A 22,203-nucleotide genomic window follows, 5' to 3' on the forward strand; every position below is an offset into this window, starting at 1 on the left:
ATGGAGATCAAAGAGTTTCTGAAAAAACTTGCAAAGCATAATTTTTCTTTGATTGCAGATGGTAGCAAACTTATCCTGAAGGCAGATAAGAACAGGCTGACGGATGAAGACATCAATGCTGTAAAAAATAATAAAGAAGTAACTGACTATATCCGTAATAATAAAGAACTGCTGATAGAATATCTTTCCAATGCCGGTAAGCGGTCGGAGAATGTGGAGGCTATTTACCGGCTGAGCGCCTTGCAGGCAGGTATGCTGTTTCATAATCTTTATGAAAAGGAAACGGGTGCTTACCGTAACCAGCTGAAATGTGATCTTTATGGAGTAGATATTGCCGCTTTCCGTAAAAGCTGGCAGTTGTTGCTGGGCAGGCATAGTATTCTTCGCAGCAGTATTCATTATGATTCTTTCCGCATACCTGTGCAATGTGTGCACCAGGAAGTAGAAATGCCGGTGGAGATCATTGACTACAGGGAGCTGCAGGAGAGAGAGCAGCAGGATGCCGTGCAGGCCTATGAAGAGGACGACTACCGGAAGGGCTTTGACTTTACCAAAGCCCCGCTTATGCGGGTGACCCTGCTCAGGCTTACTGATACACATTACCGGATGTTGTGGACTTCCCATCATATACTTTTTGATGGCTGGTCTATGCCGGTATTAATGGAAGAATTCCTTACCGCGTATGATGCTTTTGTGAAGGGTACGGTACCTGCAACGATAGCGGAAGATTGCTATGAAGATTATATCCGCTATGTGGACAAGCGTGATAAAAAGCAGGAAGAAGCATACTGGAGGAAATACCTGGAGGGGATGGACCAGCCGGCATGGCTGCCATTCATACCTGCTTCAGCGCTGAGAAATAAAGGAGTGGCGGCATTCAGGCAGGATGTGTTGATGATAGACGAGCTGCTTACTTCGCGGATAGAGAATTATGCAAAGCGTCATCGTATTACTGTAAACACTTTTATGCAGGGTGTGTGGTCGTTACTCCTGCATATATACACGGGAAAGCCTGATATAGCATTTGGCGTAGTAGTGTCCGGAAGGCCGGAAGACCTGCCGGAGGTAGAGCGGAGGGTAGGAATGTACATCAATACTTTACCGCTGAGGTCTGTATATCCTGCCGGCGGCCAGGTAACAGAGTGGTTGCAGGAATTGCAGCAGCAGCAAATGATGTCACGCAGGTTTCAATATACTCCGTTGAATGATATTCAGCGATGGTCTGCCGTTCAGGGAGACCTGTTTGACAGCATCATTGTATTCCAGAATTTTCCTGTAGCAAAAATAGTATCTGAAAGAGAGTGGCAACTGAAGGTGGAGAATATAGAGGGATTGGAACAAACGTCCAACTACCCGTTGCTGCTGCGTTTTGTGTTGGACAAAGCCATTACGCTGAGGCTCATTTTTAAGGATGAATTGCTGGACCCTTTGTATGTAGAGCAGATCAAGCTGCACTTCGAAAAGGTAATGCTGCAGTTGCTGGCCTCTGACGAGTTGCTGGTAACAGATGTACGTATACCGGCAGCAGCGTTCAATTTTGCGAATAACGTAAGCGATGAGGAGGGGTATACGCTTGCCGGTCTGTTTGCTGAAAGAGTGAAGAGCACGCCGGAGGCCGTTGCCATTGTTGCGGGAGATGAGCAGATAACATACAGGCAACTCAATGAAAAAGCTGAACGCCTGGCAACTGTACTGAAAAGCAAAGGTGTGGGGCCGGACGTAATTGTACCGGTTTGTACCGGCCGGACGCCTTATATGGTGGTAGCTATATTGGGAGTTTTGAAAGCAGGCGGGGCTTATGTGCCTCTTGATCCTGCTTACCCGGCAGACCGTACAGCGTTCATAGTTGCTGATACGGCAGCAAAGGTAGCGGTGGTGGAAAATACATATCAGGCTGCCTTTCAAAGTGCAGCCCCTGGTGTGGAGATAACAGATCCGGACAGCCCGGCTGCCGGGCAATATGAGGAAAGGGAGGTGTTGCCAGAGCAGCTTGCGTATGTAATATATACATCAGGATCGACCGGGAAGCCCAAAGGGGTAATGGTAGAACACCGCAATATTGTCAGCTTTATCAGGCATCAGCAGCAGGCGTTTGGCATTACACCTGATGATCGGATACTCCAGCTTACGAACTATTGTTTTGACCCGGCCACTGAACAGATATTTACAGCGCTTTTAAGCGGGGCCACGCTTGTATTATTACCTCAGCATATACTGCTGGACCCTGACCTGCTGGAGGACTTCCTGTACCGGCAGCGGATCACTCATCTGCATGCTACACCTGGCATACTGCGAACTATAAAGCCAGGTAAATACAATGGGCTCAGGAGGGTGATTGCAGGGGGAGAGTTGTGCCGGAAGGAGCTGGTGGAGCAATGGAAGGGCATCTGCCGGTTTTATAACAAATACGGGCCTACGGAAGCGGCCGTTTCTGTGTCGCAATACCTCTGTAAAGAAGATGACCTGCTCAGGTATACTGCTACTGTTCCTATTGGCAGTGCGGTATCGGGAACGCAGCTGTACGTGCTTGATGAGAAGGGGCAGCCTGCCGGTGTTGGTGTAGCCGGTGAATTATATATTGGCGGAGCACAGGTGGCCAGAGGTTATCTTAACAATGAAAAGCTGACTGCCGAAAGGTTCCTGGCAGATCCTTTTCAAACGGGGGGCCGGATGTACCGTACAGGAGATATTGTACGCTGGTTGCCTGACGGCAACCTTGAGTATATTGGTCGCGCTGATGAACAAATAAAACTACGGGGATACCGGGTAGAGCCAGGGGAAATAGAGCATGTGCTGGGCCAGGCCCCGGGCGTGGAGCAGTGTGCCGTGGTAGCGTCTGCCGATGAGCAGGGGAATATGCGGCTGACAGGGTATGTGGTGACCGCAGAGATACCTGATAAGGAGGCGATACTGGCATACCTGCAACGGCAGCTTCCTGCTTATATGATACCTGCGCATATTGTAGACATTGAAAAGATACCGCTGAACATCAACGGGAAAACGGATAAGAAGGCACTGGCAGCGTTGGACAGCCAGGTGTTGGTAAGTGGTCATTATGAAGCTCCCGGCAATGAAACAGAGCAACATATGTGTGCCATCTGGCAGGATGTGCTGGGCGTGCCGCAGGTAGGTATCCTTGATAACTTTTTTGAGTTGGGAGGAGATTCGATCATAACTATCCAGGTGGTGAGCAGATGCCGTAAGCTGGGATATGACATCCAGGTAGGCGATCTGTTCACGTATCAGACAATTGCCCGTATTGCTGCTGTAGTGCAGGAACGGATGAAGGCGGTGAGCGGTTTGCCTTCATGGCATCATCAACAGGAAGAATTAAAAAAATATGCTGCATCGAAAGGATTGCTGTTGCAGAAGGAGTTCTGGAATAGGGTTGTTGGTGCGTACAGTCCCCTTCCGGCAGATGATATCCCTACCGTAGCAGTAAGCAGTATGCAGCAATTTATAGCCCGTGAGCATAATGCACAGACAGAGGCTTTGCTGCATAATGTGCATGACGTATATCATACTACAACGGAAGACCTGCTGCTGGCTGCACTTGCCAAAACGCTGTGTGCATGGTCGGGGAAAGAGCAGGTTGTAACAGGCATTCATAAAGAAGATGGAAAGGGTGGGATACGTTACCCCGTGTTATTGTGCCTGGATAATGAAATGCATCCTGCAAGGCTTATCAAAAGCATCAAGGAGCAATTACGCAAAGTACCGGATGAGGGTTTGGGATATGGTGTGTTAAAATATATTGTTGGCGAAGAGAGCCTGCAAGGAGATTGCTGGGACATTCTCTTCACGGATAGTAAGTTATCCGGAACCATGCCGGCAGATACAAAGGAAAAGATACGTCTTGGGTATGAGATAGCAGGTAATGAGCTTGTTTTCAGATGGGAGTATAACAGTGGCGTATATACTGCCGCTACTATCCGCCAGTTATCTGAAAGCTTTATCCGCAACCTGGACTTTATCATTGACCACTGTTGTGATCTGCATGGAAAGGGAATTTCTGAGAACACTCCTTCGGATTTCGGCCTTTCCAATGAAGTAGGCTACCAGGAGCTGGAGAAATTCCTGCGGGAGCCATTGGAGGAAGGTAAAACAAGGCAGCAGCTGATCTCAGACTGTTACCGCCTGAGTGGACTGCAGGCCGGTATGTTGTTCCACAGCTTATATGATGAAGATGCGCTTACCTATAGGAACCAGCTGAAAGCTGATCTGACAGATGTAGATCTTGCTGCTTTCCGTGAGAGCTGGGAATATATACTGGAGCGGCATAGTATTCTGCGAAGCAGTATTCATCCGGACACATTTAAAGTGCCGGTGCAATGTGTTTATAAGAAAGTAGAGATCCCCCTGCAGATAACGGACTTCCGGCACCTGGCAGGAAATGAACAGCAGGCCGCCATCCGCAGTTATGAAGAGCAGGACAGGAGAACGGGCTTTGATTTTACAAAGGCCCCGCTGATGAGGGTGATATTGCTGCAACTTGCGGATAACCGGTACCGTATGTTATGGACATCCCATCATATACTACATGATGGATGGTCTTTGCCGATACTGATGGAAGAATTCCTTACCATATATGATGCAAAGGTGACCGGAGCTGCTTTGGAGCCGTTGCCGGAGGACCGTTATGAGGATTATATACGTTACGTGGAGAAAAGGGATATTGAGAATGATGAGGAATACTGGCGTACTTATCTCCAGGAGGTGGAGGAAGGTACACTTATGCCATTTATATCTTCTTCTGTGAAGAGGACCAAAGGTATTGGCAGGTATAGAGAAGAGGTGTTGCACCTGGATAGAGCTGCTACACAGCAGGTCAGCGATTTTGCGAAAAGCAGGCGTATTACGGTGAACACGCTGATGCAGACAGTATGGGCCTTCCTGTTGCATAAGTATACCGGTAAACAGCATATTGTATTTGGGACTGTTGTATCAGGCAGACCGGAAGATCTGCCAGGTATTGAGCACAGGGTGGGGATGTATATCAATACATTGCCGTTGCATTCCTCCATGCGAAAAGAAGAGAAGATAGATGACTGGCTGCAGCGTACGTTGAAAGACCAGGTAGCATCCCGTGAGCATCAGCATACCCCGCTCACGGAGATACAGCGCCTGTCTGGCGTACAGGGAGACCTGTTTGACAGTATTATGGTGTTCCAGAATTTTCCTATATCTGCTATTGTCAGCGGGAAAGACTGGCAGCTGAAAGTGGAGGACCTGGATGTACAGGAGCAGGCAAATTATCCTTTCTACATTACGGTAGGTGCGTTTGAGGAGATCAATGTTCACTTCTTCTACAATACGCTGCTGCTGGATGCTTATTATGTACAGCAAATAAAAAGACATTTCGGGGAAGTACTTTTCCGGATCATACAAAATGGTCAGTTATCAGTAAGTGAGCTGCAGCTGTTGAATGAAGAAGAAAGGCACCAGATATTATATGGCTGGAATAATACCGCTGTGGCCTATGCAGAGAGTAGCAGTACTGTGGCAGGTCTGTTTGAAGCCCAGGCAGCGCTTACACCCGATAAGCCGGCAATTACAGGAGCTGGTTACCAGCTGGACTTCTATACATTGAATGAACAGGCTAACAGGCTGGCGCATTATCTCCGGGAAAAAGGAGTAAGCAAAGAGTGGCTGGTACCGGTATGTATGTATCCTTGTGCTGAAATGCTGGTGGGAATATTAGGTGTGCTGAAAGCCGGAGCTGCTTATGTGCCGGTAGATCCTGGATATCCTGCAGACAGGATAGCGTATATATTGAAAGATACCCATGCTGCTGTTGTGCTGACAGCTGCGCAGGATAGTGAACTGCAGGTATTGTCAGATAGTGGAGTAACCCTGGTGAGAGTAAGGGAGGTGATTGGTGACGGTAATACCGTCAATCCTGTTCCTGTTGCCGGTTTGCAGGATCTTGCCTATGTGATCTACACCTCAGGTTCTACGGGGACGCCGAAGGGAGTAATGGTGGAGCATGGGAGTCTGACCAATTACCTGTTGAACAGTAAGAAGCGATATACAGGCACGGATAATGCTGCCGGTAGTTACCTGCATTTGTCATATACTTTTGATGCTGCTATAACGGCGATGTTTGTTCCTCTTATCAGTGGTACGCCGGTAGTGCTTCCATCGGCCACAGGGGTATCTGTGTTTGAAGAAGAATTACTCAGCAGCAATGCTCCCTATGATTTTATTAAGCTGACACCTGCGCATCTGCCATTGCTGGCCGGACAACAGCAGGTGGAAGGATATCCGTTTACGCGCAGGATCATTTCCGGCGGAGAGGCGTTAACGGGAGAGCAACTGGGTTTCCTGGCTGACCAGGAAGAGGTTGTAGAGATCGTAAACGAGTATGGTCCTACGGAAGCTACTGTGGGTTGTTCTGTCTATTCCCTGGTGCTGGGGGGCGGCGCTGCTTCAATAGCGGGAGCTGTTCCTATAGGGAAGCCTTTGGACAATGTTAAACTTTATATCCTGGATGCTGCCGGAGAGCCTGTGCCTGTTGGTGCAACGGGAGAGTTGTATATAGGAGGCGTACAGGTTGCCAGGGGATATCTGCATCAGCCGGAGCTGACTGCTACCAGATTCCTGCAAAATCCTTTTGATAGTGGCCGGATATACCGTACAGGTGATCTTGTCCGCTGGCTGCCTGATGGTAATATTGAGTACCTGGGCAGGGCAGATGAGCAGGTGAAGATAAGAGGGTACAGGATAGAGCCTGCTGAAATAGAAGCGGCTATCAGGGAAGTACCGGGTGTGCAGGATGCCAGGATACTGATTGCAGGCAATGAACCGGACACGCATAAACGTATCTGTGCTTTTATACTGGGGGACAAACCCGGTCTGATGGAGGAGGTGCAGTTGAAGTTGCAGCGGAAGCTGCCTGAATATATGCAGCCCAATCAATTCTTCCAGCCTGTATCGTTCCCGCTGAGCTCACACGGCAAAGTGGACAGGAAAGCGTTGCTGCAACTGACGGCAGAGCAGGCAACTGTCGGGCCGCGTAATGAGCTGGAAGCTGTCCTGGTACGTATATGGAAGGACCTGCTGGAAGTGGAGCAGGTAGGTGTGAAGGACACTTTCTTCTCGCTTGGCGGCGATTCGCTGCTGGCTATCCGCCTTATTTCTGTTATCCGGCAGGAGTTAAAGCTGGAGGTGACCATCAGTAAATTGTTTGACCTCACTACCATTGAAGAACTGGCCAGGTATCTTGGTCAGCAGCAGGAAGACCTTGTCAGAGAGGAAGACTATGAAACCATCAGGTTATAAGCTATATCACCCATAAATTGTTAACTATGAACTGGATTGACTACCGCAGTGCCAGACCTTATAATTATTCCCGGTCACAGATAGCCCCTTTCCCTGAAAAGGCGGTGCTTACATTAAACGCAGAGGAATCTCAATTACTTGCTGAAATGGCTTTGTCTGTGCCGGCAAATCCATACAATACAAAAGAGCAGGAACTGTTTATCCGGCATGCTGCCGGTATTGCACGTGCTTTTTCAGCCTCCTCTGCCGCTTTTATACGGCGGGAGCTGGAGCATGGTTTTGGGGCGGTATTGGTTAAGGGATTGCCTGTAGATGAGGACTTGCCAGAGACTCCGCCGGTGGGGGGCTCGCTGCCCGTTGCCTATAAGAAGACCTTTATATCGGAAGCTATGCTTGTGGCGCTGGGTGTTCTGACCGGTGCAGAGCCGTTTAACTTCCGGCAGGAAGGAAGGGGTAAAGCGCCGCTGATAGATAATATTGTTCCTGTACAGGCCCTGAAGTCTCAAAGAGGGGCCGGAGGCTATGATAATAATTTTCCATTTCACTGTGAAAGCGCGTGGCATAGAAAGCGACCTGACTACCTGATATTACTGGGAGTACGCGAAGCGCCGGGAGCATATACACTGGTGTTCTCTGTCGAAATGTTTGAAGGCACTTCCTGGCTGGAGGAGGCCGGGAAGATAAAGGACTGGTTCCGTCTGAAAGCTCCGGACCTGTACCTGCAGATGGAAAATGCCGGTATTCCTATGGGAACGGCCAGGTATTCATTTGCGCCGCCGCTGGAAAAGGAAGGAGATACGGTGAGGCTCAATATCAATTTCAATGGAACAGATTGTATCAGTGAAGAGGCCGTGCAATGGCTTTCAGCCCTGGAAGACTTTGTGGAGGCGAAGACTGCGGGCACCATCATTACTTCCGGAGATGCCCTGATCCTGCATAACTATAACACCTGTCATACCCGTACCGGTTATAAACCTACATTCAATGGCGAAGACCGCTGGTTCCTGCGTGGTTATTTCAAGAAAGATCTCTGGGAAAGACGCAAGGATGGTCATGAGCATAATACCGATGGAACTGCTATTCATGACCTGGTCAATGCCGGGTGGATGACTCCGGAAGGGACGCTGACAATGGAATTTTCGAAGTATGTATTTGAACCGGATGAGACAAGGAAGCTGGATGGTCATCTCAATGAGCTGGCAGCACTGGCGTTTAATTACACGCCTATTTCCGGAACACGTATCGTGTAAATTATAGTATAGACATTCAATTAAACCTGGTATGACGGATTTAAACCTGGCAGAAGTGATCGGGCTCCTGGATGAGGCTGAAGGACTTGGCATCAAGATATCGTGTGCAGATGAGGAGCTGGTAGTGCGTATTCCAAAAGAGGTGAAAGCAGATGCTGCTTTCCTGGGAAGGCTGAAAGCGAACAAGCCTCATCTGCTGGAATATTTTACCCGGCGCAGGCTGCATACTTCTGCAGATACTGTGCGTGCTTATGACCGCAGGGAGTTGACACATATTCCCCTTTCTTTCAGCCAGGAAAGGCTGTGGGTAGTAGACCAGATGGAAGGTAGTGTACATTATCATATTCCTGTAGTACTGCGTTTGAAGGGGGCATTGGATATACCTGCTCTGACGACGGCCATACGCCGGATAGTAACCCGGCATGAAGTGCTGAGGACCGTTATCAGGGATGAGCAGGGAGTGTTATGCCAGGAAGTTCTTGATATAAAAGACTGGCAGATGGAGGTGCTGGAAGGAGATGGTTTATTGCATGATGAAAGTTATTTGAAGGAAGCTGTTGACAGCTGGAATGCTGTACCGTTCAACCTGGCCAAAGACTATATGCTACGCGCCCGTTTGTTTATCCTGCAACCAGAAGAGTACCTGTTGCAGGTGGTGATGCATCATGTGGCCTCTGATGGCTGGTCTATGGCTGTGATGATAAAAGAGCTGGTGGCGTATTATAATGCGGCTGCCGCAAAAGCAGCTATGCCCGTGCCATTACTGCCGTTCCAGTATGCAGATTATGCCATATGGCAGCGTAGCGCGGAGCAGGAGCGTTTGCTGGCGGGTAAGCTGGCTTACTGGAAGGAGAAACTGCAGGGCCTTTCTCCGCTGGTGTTACCGGCTGACCTTACAAGGAAGCCTATAAGGAGTATGGATGGCAACGTATTGTATTTTGCGCTGGGGGCGGAGTTGAGTGAAGAGCTGGAGAGATTGTCGCTTGCGCGGGGCGTTACCTTATATATGACAACACTGGCCGCCTTCAGTGTTTTGCTGAGCCGTTTCAGCGGGCAGGAAGATGTTATTCTCGGAACGCCGGTGGCAGGACGTGGGCAGAAGGAGCTGGAAAGTCTGGTAGGCTGTTTTATCAACACGCTGGTATTGCGTACATCGCTGGAAGGGAATCCTGCTTTCATTGAATTACTGGACCGTGTGAAAAGTACTTCCCTGGAGGCATTCGAAAACCAGGAAGTACCTTATGAAAAGGTGGTGGATGCTGTGGCCAGAGAAGGCGGGCATAGTATGAGGAATCTCTTTAACGTCATGTTTGTTTTCCAGAATACTGTGCGTCCTGCTGATATGACCAATGCCCTGCATGGATTGCAGCTATTGCAGGAAACGCATACCAGGACCACTTCGAAGTTTGACCTGACGTTGACGATAGGACAGGGAACGGAGGGACTGGAAGTAACTATAGAATATGCAACTGATCTTTACCGGGAAACGACGATCAGGCGGATGGCTGCCCATTATGAGCAGCTGTTGCGCAGTATTGTGAAGGACCCGCATAAGAGGGTTGCACAGCTGGAGATAATGCCGGCGGATGTAAAGACGCTGTTACTGAAAACATTTAATACTGCTTTGCCGGTATATCCGGCCGGGCCGCTGTTGTCGGAGCTGTTTGCTATACAGGCCGGCAAGACGCCTGATAATACAGCTGTTTTTTATGGGGGGCAGGAATTTAGTTATAAGCAGCTGGATGAGGAGAGTAACAGGCTTGCTAACTATCTCCGGAAGAGGGGCATTCAGGAGGGGAGGCTGGTGGCTGTGTGCATTGACCGGTCAACAGACCTGGTGATTGCCTTATTGGGCATACTGAAGGCTGGAGGAGCGTATCTGCCGCTGGACCCGGCTTATCCGGCAGAAAGGCTGGCTCTTATGCTGGAAGCAGCAAATGTAGCCCTTGTGTTAAGTACTTCTTCTTACCGGGGTGCATTGCCGCAACAGGACGAAGTGATTTTGCTGGACAATAACAGTGAGCTGGCGGCAATGCCACTGTTGCTGTTGACGGAGAGCGTGCCTGATCTTTCAGCGCTGGCGTATGTGATATTTACTTCAGGATCGACCGGGGTGCCGAAGGGCGTTATGATTGAGCATGGGGCATTGCGTAATTATTGTCTTGCATTCAGCCGGTACTTTGATATTGGTAGTACAGACAAGGTGATGATGCAATCGTCTGTTTCTTTTGATACGCTGGTAGAGGAAATATTTCCTGCGCTGTTGAACGGGGCAGGAGTGGTGATTGTTAAAGAGGGGGGAAAAGATATTGATACACTTACATCATATATTGAGAATGGCCTGGTAACAGTAGTGAGCACTACCCCGATGGTGATAGACTGGCTGAACCGTTCTTTAAGTCATACGGGGCGTTTACGTTATCTTATAAGTGGAGGGGATGTGTTGCAGCCGTCCTATATTGACCGGCTGGCAGGAATGGTACCTGTTGTTAATACCTATGGCCCCAGTGAAACAACGGTGGCTGTTACCTTTCATCGTGTGGAAGATCCTCTGTCCGCAGCTGTTATTGGTAGTCCCCTTTCGGGTAATACTGTTTATATTCTTGATGCGTGGCAGCAGCTGGCGCCTGTTGGTGTGACCGGCCAGATATATATTGGCGGGGTACAGCTATCGCGCGGGTATCTGCATCAGCCGGAGCTGACAGCGGAGCGTTTTGTGCCTGATCCTTTCAGTACTTTGCCGGATGCCCGTATGTACTGCACCGGTGACCTGGCACGCTGGATGGAAGATGGGCGGATAGAATTCCAGGGAAGGAAGGATGAGCAGGTTAAAATAAGAGGGTACCGGATTGAGCCGGGTGAGATAGAGAAAGTACTGGACCGCTGTGCCCCGGTAGCTCAGAGCGTTGTGGCGCCCGGGACTGACAGATTAGGCAATCCAACACTCAGGGCTTATGTGGTATTGAAAACACCAGCCGGCCGTAGCACTGTCATGGACTGGATGAGGAGCCACCTGCCCGCATATATGGTGCCGGCACAGCTGGTTGTGCTTGAGCAGATGCCTCTTACTTCAAATGGAAAGATAGACAGGAAAGCGTTGCCTGTTCCATTGGAAGAAAGGCCTGCAGACAAGACCTATGTTGCCCCGGTTACCGGTACACAGATAGTACTGGCGGAGATATGGAAGGAACTGCTGCAGCTTGAGCGGGTAGGGATTACGGATAACTTTTTTGAACTGGGAGGGCATTCGTTACTTGCTGCCAGGGTTATAGCAGCTATCAGGAACAGGTTTAACAGGGAGTTGCCTATATATGAACTGTTTGCTCACCCTACTATAGGAGAGCTGTCTGTAAGGCTGGATGATGATGACAGCGCCATCACTGTACCTGCGTTGACCGTGCAATCCAGGCCTGCACATATTCCGTTGTCTTTTACGCAACAACGGTTGTGGTTCACAGATAAACTATATGGAACTACACAGTATCATCTACGCTGGATATTCAGAATAGAAGGGGGACTGGATGTGGAGCTGCTGGAAACCTCATTCAGGGAGGTGGTGCAGCGGCATGAGGTGTTGAGAACGGTGATCAGGGAGAATGAGGGTGTGGCCTATCAGTTAGTGCAGCCAGTGGATAGCTGGAGGGTACAATATTTCACGGAGGCGGACATACTCCGGAAGGCAGGTTCTGTAAAGGCATATATTGACAGTTTTTTGTCTACGCCTTTTGATCTTTCTGATGATATAATGCTGAAGGTGCTGTTAATACAGTTAAGTGAAGGCGGATACCGGTTGGTTTGCCTGGCGCATCATATTGCATTTGATGAGTGGTCTGTTGCTATTCTTGCGCAGGAGCTTATGGCCTTTTACAATGGAAGGAGAGGTGGTAGCAAGGTTGACCTGTCCTTGTTGCCTGTTCAATATGCTGACTATGCGTTATGGCAACGGAAATATTTATCGGCAGCTGTGCTTGAAAGGAAGCTGGACTACTGGCGGTATCAGCTGGATGGAGCTGAGCCATTAGCATTGCTGACGGACAAGGAGCGTAAGACTTCCGGCGGTATGCAGGCATATACCTGCCGGGTAATGGGAGACGCTATGCTGAAGGGTGCCTTGAACCAGTTGGCTGTCCAGGAGGGCGCTACGTTGTTCATGGTATTGCTGAGTGCCTGCCAGGTACTGTTGTACAGGTATACTGACCAGGAGGATATTACCGTGGGTATTTCTTCTGCCGGCCGTTCAGAGCAGGCGCTGGAATCGCTGATAGGATTTTTTGTGAATGTTCTGCCGCTCAGGAGCCGTATAGAGGGGCGTGAAGGTTTTATAAGCATACTCAGGCAGGTGAAGGAAAATGCGCTGGCTGCTTATGAACACCAGGACGTGCCTCTTGAAAAAATAACCGGAGAGAATAATGAGCTTTTCCGGGCTGTGTTTGTGCTGCATAATGCCCCGGCGGCTGAAATGCTCCGGCTGGAAGGTGTTGATATCAGTGTTGAACCGGCGGGACAGGCAGCTGCTCCGTTTGATGTGAGCTTTCATATGACGGAAACAGCGGATGGGTTATACCTTGATCTGATCTGTAATAGTTCGCTTTATAAGGAAGATACGGTCAGAAGGATGGCCAGACATTACTTCCGTTTACTCGAAGCCGTTGTACAGGACCCCATTGCCCCGGTGGGTAGCCTGGATATGCTGGACCAGGATGAACAATACCGGTTGGTGCGCAGGTTTAATGACCGGGCTTCCGTGTATCCGGCTGATATGCCGGTACACAGGGTATTTGAGATGCAGGCAAAGACTACGCCGGCGGCTGTGGCGGTGAGTGCCGGAAGTGAAGAAATAACCTATGGTGAGCTTGATAAAAGGACCGGGCAGCTGGCTTGTTACCTGGTGGCCCGTGGAGTGAAAAAGGGAATGCCTGTGCCTGTATATATGGAAAAAGGGATAGACATGATAGTGGCCCTGTTGGGCATACTGAAGGCGGGCGGGTATTATGTACCGCTGGACCCTGCCTTCCCGGCGGAGCGTATCAGGTACATGCTTGCCGATACAGGTGCTGTGTACATGATATTTAGTGGCGCCGCAGATGATATACTCCCGGAAAGAAGCGCAGTTGAACTGATTGACCTGTCGGAGATACAATATCCTGTTATGCAGGAATCCCTTCCTGAACTGGCGCAAGATGGAGACAGCCTGGCTTATATGATGTATACTTCCGGTTCGACAGGGCAGCCCAAGGGGGTAATGATCACACATCGTAATGTGGTGAGCCTGGTGAAGGGAGTGGACTATGTGCAGCTATCCCCTAAAAGTGTATTGCTATCTACCGGTGCACCCGGTTTTGATGCTACTACGTTTGAATACTGGGGTATGTTGCTTAACGGCGGGCGATTGGTATGCTGTAAGCCGCAACAGCTGATGGATGCAGGGCTGTTAAAGGAAGAGATGCGCCATCAGAAGGTTAATATCATGTGGTTTACTTCCAGCTGGTTTAACCAGCTGATAGACCTGGATATTGATATATTCAGCGGTTTAGATACTGTATTGGCGGGTGGAGAGAAACTATCTGAACCGCATGTGCGGAAATTAAGCAATGCATATCCTCATCTTAAGATAGTTAATGGATATGGGCCTACCGAGAATACTACTTTCTCATTAACGTGCCTGTTGGATAAGCAGGCGTTGGATAATCATATTCCGATAGGCCGCCCGCTTAATAACAGGACGGCTTATGTGCTGAATGCGTGGGGAAGGGTATGTTCGCCGGGAACTATTGGTGAGCTTTATACAGGAGGTGACGGCGTCAGTGCCGGTTACCTGAACCAGCCTGCATTAACAGAAGAGAAATTTATTGCAGACCCTTTCTCAGAGAAAGAGGGGGCAAGATTATACAGAACAGGGGACCGTGCCACCTGGCTTCCTGATGGTAATGTAATGTACCTGGGAAGGATGGATGAGCAGGTGAAAATACGGGGCTTCCGTATTGAGCCTGGGGAGATAGCAGCGGTCTTGCTGGGTGATGCTATGGTAAAACAAGCGGTGGTAATAGTACGGGACTATGAGGGCAGCAATAAAAAGCTGGTAGCTTACATAGTTGCCGGGGAAGGGCATTCTGTTGAAAGTATCATGGCCCGGTTACAACGGCAGCTGCCTGAATATATGGTGCCGGCAGCGATCATAACGCTGGACCATATACCGCTTACCGTTAATGGGAAAGTTAACAAGAAAGCATTGCCGGACCCGGAAGTTCCATCTGCGGATCAGTTTGAGGTGCCGCTGTCAGATACTGAGAAGCATGTAGCCCGTATATGGAAGGACCTGCTGGAAGTGGAGCAGGTGGGGCTGAATGATAATTTCTTCCGGCTGGGTGGTGATTCTATCAGGATCATCAGCCTGTTAAGTAAGTTGCGCAAGCAGTTTGCCTGTGAGCTGCAGATCTTTGATGTATACCAGACCGCCAATCTGGCTGAGCTGGCGTTGCTTATAGATAATAGCATGGCAAAAGCCAGGCAGGAAGACAGTTATCTGCCGGAGGTGGAGCGGGAGATCATGGCGCTGAAGCAGGATGTGTTGTCAAAACTGGAGGATACCTCAAATGTAGAGGATGTATACCCGATGAGCGATATACAGCAGGGGATGATCTATACGTCCAATATTCACCCGGAGCTGGCCATTTATCATGACCAGGTGGTATACGGGCCGGGTATCCTGCTGGACAGCGTTTTACTGGAAAGTGCGCTGGAGCTGATGATAGAAAAGCATGCCATGCTGCGCACCTTGCTGGATACTACGCTGGTGGCTGAGGGTGTGCAGATTGTGCTGAAAAAAATACGTTTGCCGCTGACATATGCAGACCTGCAGGACGAACGGGGTATACAGCAATACCTGGCAGATAAGCGTTCCATGCCCTTTGAGCCGGCAAAAGCGCCGGCGTGGCGGATAACTTTCTGCCGGTTTCATGACACTTCCCTGCTGTTGTTTGAATTCCATCATGCTGTTTTTGACGGGTGGAGTGTGGCATCTTTTACAACGGAGCTGAACAATCTTTACCTTGACCTGCGCCGGCATCCCGGTAAAGGCGCTTTAGCGCCTCTAAAGTGCACGATCAGGGATTTTATTACAGAGAGCCTGGCGGAAAAGAAAAAGGCCGTTAATGAGGTTTTCTGGCAGGAAAAGCTGGAGGGGTATGTACGGCTGGATATTTTTACAGATCTGGAGCAGCCCTGCCTGTATACTCATCGTTACAGTACCGGCTTTCTGCAGCAGCTTGAGAAGAAAACGGCCGCCGATGGGTTGTCTGTCAAAACAGTTCTCTTTGGCGCTTACCTGTACATGTTGAAAATGCTGACAGCGGAGAATGAGCTGACGGTAGGGCTGGTGAGTAATACGAGACCAATGACGGAGGATGGAGACAAGTTGCTGGGTTGTTTTTTAAATACCCTGCCGTTCAGGTATACAGCCGAAAGAGGGCCGCTGACATGGAAGGCATACTTTGACATACTGGAGGGCGAGCTGAAGGAGATGAAGCAAAGGGACAGGACTACCCTGGCAGACATTACCCGTATGACGGGAGAGGTGGCTGCCAATGGAAATCCGTTCTTTGATACGCTGTTTAACTTTACCAATTTTCACATCCTGAACAGCCTGGAGGCAGGGCAGGGCACTGATGTAATGCCTGGGGAAGAATATGCCGGTGATGAATATGCCGGGCATTTTCTGACAAATACGTATTTCAATTGTTCTCCCAATATATCTGCACGGGGGCTGACCATTAGTTATACTTTGCGTAAGGCGCTCCGGTCAGGAAAGGAGTTAAGGGAATTGCATTTTCTCTTTGATGCTGTGTTGCAACGCTACCTGCATGACGATACCTCCGTTATGTCTCCCGGGAGTATTATGGCCGAAGAAGAAAGGGAGAATGTATTTCACCGTTATGGAAAAGGGACGTATCTGCCTGTTGGAGAGGAAACTATAGTCAGTCTGTTTGACCGGCAGGCGGAGAAAAGCCCTGATGCAGTTGCTCTTGTTGATGGTGAGAAGCAAATCTCTTATGCGGAGCTACGCAGGCAGGCAGACAGACTAGCAGGCTTCCTGCAGTTGCAGAGTGTTACAAGGGGGCAGCTTATCCCACTTTGTATGGACAGAAGCCATTCAATGATAGTCAGCATACTGGGGGTATTGAAAGCTGGTGGGGCATATGTTCCTATGGACCCTTCATATCCTTCTGAACGGCTGGCTTATATTCTCAAAGATACCGGCGCTGTTATTGTACTGGCAGACAGTTCATACAGCGACCTTATTACGCAGCTTGCGCCGGATGTTACCGTGATGGTGCCGGAGGATATTCCTGCGGAAGGACATAATATATTTTTCGGCGTTTTGCGTTCCGACCTGGCATATGTGATCTATACCTCCGGTTCTACCGGACGTCCTAAAGGCGTGCTGGTAGAACATGGCAGCATTGTCAACTTCCTGTTGCACCAGCAACAGGCGTTAGGCATTACTGCGGATGAAAGGATATTACAGCTTACCAATTACTGTTTTGATCCTTCTGTGGAACAGGTGTTTACGGCGTTACTGGCGGGAGCTACTTTGGTGTTGCTGCCTTCCGGCATATTGCCGGATGCTTTGTTGCTGGAACAGTTCATTAACATGCAGGGAATTACACACCTGCATGCTACGCCGGGTTTATTATCTACACTACCGGCAGGCAGCTATAGCACCCTGAAAAGGGTGATCTCTGCCGGTGATGTATGTAGTCCGGGATTAGCTGCTCAATGGACAGCGATCTGTGATTTTTATAATAAATATGGGCCTACAGAGGCGGCTGTATCAGTTGCACAGTATCGATGTTCTGCTGAGCAGAGTTACGTTACAGTGCCCATCGGAAAACCTGTTTCAAATACGGTGCTGTATGTTCTGAATAAATCAGGAGAACCTGTGCCGGAGGGTGTTGCAGGAGAGCTATATGTTGGCGGGGTGCAGGTAGCAAGAGGATATCTCAATGATCCTGTTTTGTCAGCAGAGAAATTTATAGCAGATCCTTTTCTTCCCGGGCAGAGAATGTACCGGACAGGAGACCTGGTGAGGTGGCTGCCTGATGGTAATATAGAATATATTGGCCGTACGGACGACCAGGTGAAAGTACGTGGTTACAGGGTTGAGCCGGGAGAAATTGCGCAGGCAGTGCTGCAACAGGGAGGAGTGGAGCAATGTACCGTAATAGCCCGGAAAGATATTGATGGCAATAACCAGCTGATAGCGTATGTAGTGCCTGGCGATATGTTTGACAGGGAACAACTGCTTGCCCGATTAAAGAACAGGTTACCGCATTTCATGATACCGGCATTTATTGTGAGCCTGGATAGTATGCCGCTGACATTAAATGGCAAAGTTGACCGCAGGGCATTACCTCCTGTTGAACAGACAGAGGGAGTAGTAACTACCGCTCCGCGTAATGAGCTGGAAGCTTCGTTGCTGGGCATCTGGAGACGTATCCTGAAACATCCCGGCATAGGCGTCAATGATAATTTTTTTGAGGCAGGCGGGCACTCGTTGCTTGTAGTGCGGACCATTACTGCTATCAGGGAAGAGTTGAAGGCAGATATCAGTATCAACCGTTTCTTTGCGCATCCTACGGTTGAGGGGATCAGCCGATATCTGCAGGAACACAGGAGTGAACATCTGCAGCGTTATCCGTTGACGGCTGGAGGGCGGCCTTCTATGCTGCCACTGTCGTTTGCCCAGGAACGGCTGTGGTTCATTCACCGTTTGCAGGGTAGTCAGCAGTATCATATGCCATGGATATTCCGGCTGGAAGGACAGCTGGATATTCCGGCCCTGGAAAGGGCGTTTAAGGTAATACTTGAAAGACATGAAGTACTGAGGACCGTCATCCGTGAAACAGCAGGTAGCGGGTATCAGCATATATTGTTGCCGGATGACTGGCAGATGTCTGTTTTACAGGATATTGAGGGAGAACAGCTGAACAAATCTATCAGCAGGTTATCTGCCAGGCCTTTTGATCTGCAGGCCGACTGGATGTTGAATGTAACGTTGTTCTGCATTTCTGACAAGGAACATGTATTGTTGATACGCCTGCATCATATTGCTTTTGATGGATGGTCGGCATCGTTACTGATCAACGAACTGGTATCGCTTTATAAGGCCTTTGTGCAGGGGCAAACGGCAACATTGCCGATACTGCCGGTACAGTATGCAGATTATGCGTTATGGCAGCGCAGTTATTTGCAGGAGCAGGTATTGGAGAACAAGCTGGTTTACTGGAAAGATAAGCTGGAAGGTGTGAGTACGCTGGCTATGCCAACAGACCACCCCCGTGTGCAGGTAGCTGATGCGGCGGGCAGCTTTGAAACGGGTTTAGTGCCGTTGGCCGTGGCAGATCTGCTGAGACAGTTATCGGCCAGGGAAGGTGTGACGTTGTATATGACATTGCTGGCAGCATTTAAAGTTCTGTTGCACAGGTATACAGGGCAGGAAGACATTTGTGTTGGAACGCCTGTTGCCAACAGGGAACAGAAAGCGGTGGAGTCGCTGATAGGCTTTTTTGTCAATACGCTTGCGCTGAGAAGCCAGGTGCCGGATAGTCTGCCATTTAATGAGCTGCTGCAACAAATGAGACGCACCTGCCTGGAAGCATTTGAACACCAGGATACTCCTTTCGAGAAAATAGTGGAATTGCTGGCTGTTGAACGGGATATGAGCCATTCACCCCTGTTCCAGGTGATGTTTGTGTTGCAGAACACTCCGGAGGCAGAAGCGGTAACCCTGCCAGGTTTGACGATCACTCCTATGGCACAGGAGAATATTACGGCGAAGTTTGAGCTTACTTTCAGCCTGAGGGAGACAGATGATGGTATACGGATACATGCTGAATATGCTACTTCATTATACAATGCCGCCACTGTACAAAAGCTGATCGTGCATTATAACAACCTGCTGGTTGCTATTGCTGAGCATCCTCATGTGGCAGTTGGCCGGCTGGAGATGTTGTCTGTTGCAGAACGGAAGATGTTGCTGGAGGATTTTCCTGTATCTCCTGTTTCCTGGACGGCTTCCGGCACCTGGGTAGAACAGTTTGAGCGCCAGGTTGCTGCTGTACCGGAAAGAGCAGCATTGTTATATAGTGGTGGCAGTATGGATTACAGTACGTTTAATGAGCGGGTTAATCGCCTGGCTCATTATCTCCGTGACAGGAAGATATATGGAGGGAGGTTTGTGGCTGTTTGTATGAAACGTTCTCCAGAAATGATCATTGCCCTTTGCGGTATTCTGAAGGCTGGCGCAGCATATGTGCCTGTTATGCCGGACTACCCGCAGGATAGAATAGCGTATATACTGGCAGATGCTGCTCCGGATATGATCATAACTGATAGTGACAGTTATGCAGGCATTCATCAAGTGGCCCCGGAGGCGGCAGTGTTAAACATTGAAAAGATGATCTGGTCTGCTGATGCGCCGGTAACTGACCTGCAGTTCCGTCCCGGCCCGGAAGACCTGGCTTATGTGATCTATACATCCGGTTCTTCCGGAAAGCCAAAGGGTGTGATGGTGGAACATCGCAGCCTGTTGAATTACCTGTTGAACTGTTTGTCCCTGTATATTGAAAATGACAACAGCGTGGGAAGCCTGGCGCATCTGGCCTATACTTTTGATGCGTCGCTGACGGCCCTGTTCCTTCCTTTGCTGGCGGGAAAGGCTGTGGCGCTTGCTCCACCTGCATCGACAGATGTTTTCAGTGAAGAGATCTTCCTGTCCAACCGGTATGATTTCATCAAACTGACCCCTGCGCATCTGCCTTTGTTGCAGGCTGTGGCAAGGAAGCAGAATGGCATATCTTCTACGTCCCGGCTGGTGTTGGGAGGAGAAGCTTTATACGGAAGCCAGCTGAGGGAACTGGGAGGCCTGGAAGTGATCAATGAGTATGGCCCTACAGAAGCTGCTGTAGGATGTTGTGTATACAGTATGGATACCTCACAAGCGGTACCATCGGGCAATATACCTATTGGCAGGCCCCTGGGCAATGTGCGGATCTATATTGTGAACAGTGAGGTGGAACCTGTTCCTGTTGGGGTATCTGGTGAGATACTGATAGGAGGCGTGCAGGTGGCAAGAGGGTATCTGAATATGGATGAACTGACCAGCAGTAAATTCCTGGAGGACCCATTCCTGCCGGGCGCCCGTGTTTACCGGACGGGAGATCTTGCGCGGTGGTTGCCGGATGGTAACATTGAATACCTGGGACGTATAGATGACCAGGTTAAAATTAATGGATACCGGATAGAACCCGGAGAGATAGAACATGTACTTAGTGGATTAGACTTTATTACGGCCGCCTGTGTTATTGTGAAGAAGGATAGAAGTGGTAGTCCCTACCTGGTAGCCTATTATGTAAGCAATGGCGATATAACTGCCGCTGACATCAGGGAAGGCCTGTTACAGCGGTTGCCGGTCTATATGTTACCTGCGCAGCTGATCCCTTTAGATGTATTGCCTCTCACTTCCAATGGTAAGACAGACAGGAAGTTACTGGCTGAAATAAATGAAGATAAGCAGGAAAGTACGGCAGTGCCTATGGGACAACTGGAAGAAGAGATAGCTGTGTTGTGGCAGGACCTGCTGGGCATCTGCAAGCCGGGGGCAGATGCTAATTTCTTTACATCCGGGGGGAATTCTCTCCTGCTGGTAAGGTTGTTACACCTGTTGCGGGGGGAATCGCTTTCACTGAAAGATCTCTATATCCATCAGACCATCAGGGAACAGGCGGCGTTGATAGCGGAACGCCGTTTGTCTGATGGGAAAAGGACGGCACCTGGAAATGAGCACTTGTTATTGTTAAAGCCAGGTAAGCCGGGGAACCCGGTGTTTATATTCCCCGGGGAAGGAGGGATTGCAGATGGTTATGATGAGCTGGCGGCGGACATTGATATTGAATACGAGGTATATGGTATCCAGATGCCGGGGGTGTATGCCGGTGAAGCCCCGTTCACTACCATAGATGCCCTGGCATTGCAATATATTGCGTGGATGAAGGAGGTACAGCCTGTAGGCCCTTACAGGATTGTTGGCCATTCTTTCGGCGGATTCATTGCCTGTGAGGTGGCAGGTAAACTGGAAAGGATGGGAGAAGGGCCGGTATGTACAGTGATACTCGATGTGGAAGCCAGGCCGGTGAGAAAAAGTATTGATACCCTGAAAGGTAAAATAGATTTAATCCTGTATATTGCCGGGAACATATTTAACCATTACAGATTCAGAGACCCCTCGTTGCAGGAAGAATTGAAGGTGCTTGAAGCCGGGTTGCAGGACCTCAATACATTAGACAGCATGAAAGCCTATTTCATTGATTTTATTACTGCGCATATTCCGGCGCAGCGTGAAGTGTTAGACCCGTTGATCAGTTTGTTCCGGTTGCAGGTGGCAAACGCCATTATGCCGGTAGTGTTAACACCCGCAGGGAATACTTCCGTATTACATCTTATCAAAGCAGCTGATGAACCACTTACGGCGGCGCGGTCTGAAGAGGACTTTGGCTGGCGTACCTGTTTCAGTGAGGTGATAAGCTATGCGGTACCGGGTACACACCGGTCAATGTTGAAGATAAGCGGCCATAGTGTAGGCCGGTACCTGTCGGAATTACTTAATGCTTAACGG

General features: G+C 49.5%; 3 protein-coding genes. All 3 read left to right on the top strand.

Going from position 1 to position 22,203, the window contains the following annotated elements; translation table 11 throughout:
* Genes GO493_RS09150 through GO493_RS09160 form a run of 3 tightly spaced genes read left to right on the top strand, consistent with a single transcriptional unit; the run spans position 1 to position 22,200 of the window.
* Positions 1-7,281: a non-ribosomal peptide synthetase gene (locus GO493_RS09150; protein ID WP_157305843.1), complete on the top strand. Its 7,281-nt coding sequence runs from the start codon at positions 1-3 to the stop codon at positions 7,279-7,281.
* Between the two features lie 26 nt (positions 7,282-7,307).
* Positions 7,308-8,531 (top strand): Fe(II)-2OG oxygenase family protein, encoded by a 1,224-nt coding sequence (locus tag GO493_RS09155; protein WP_157305844.1) that lies wholly within the window; start codon positions 7,308-7,310, stop codon positions 8,529-8,531.
* 31 nt (positions 8,532-8,562) lie between these two features.
* Positions 8,563-22,200 carry a non-ribosomal peptide synthetase gene (locus GO493_RS09160; protein WP_157305845.1) on the top strand — a complete coding sequence of 4,546 codons (13,638 nt, stop codon included), beginning with the start codon at positions 8,563-8,565 and terminating at the stop codon, positions 22,198-22,200.
* Positions 22,201-22,203 lie beyond the last annotated feature (3 nt).

The sequence above is a fragment of the Chitinophaga tropicalis genome (genome assembly GCF_009758205.1).
Lineage (GTDB): Bacteria > Bacteroidota > Bacteroidia > Chitinophagales > Chitinophagaceae > Chitinophaga > Chitinophaga tropicalis.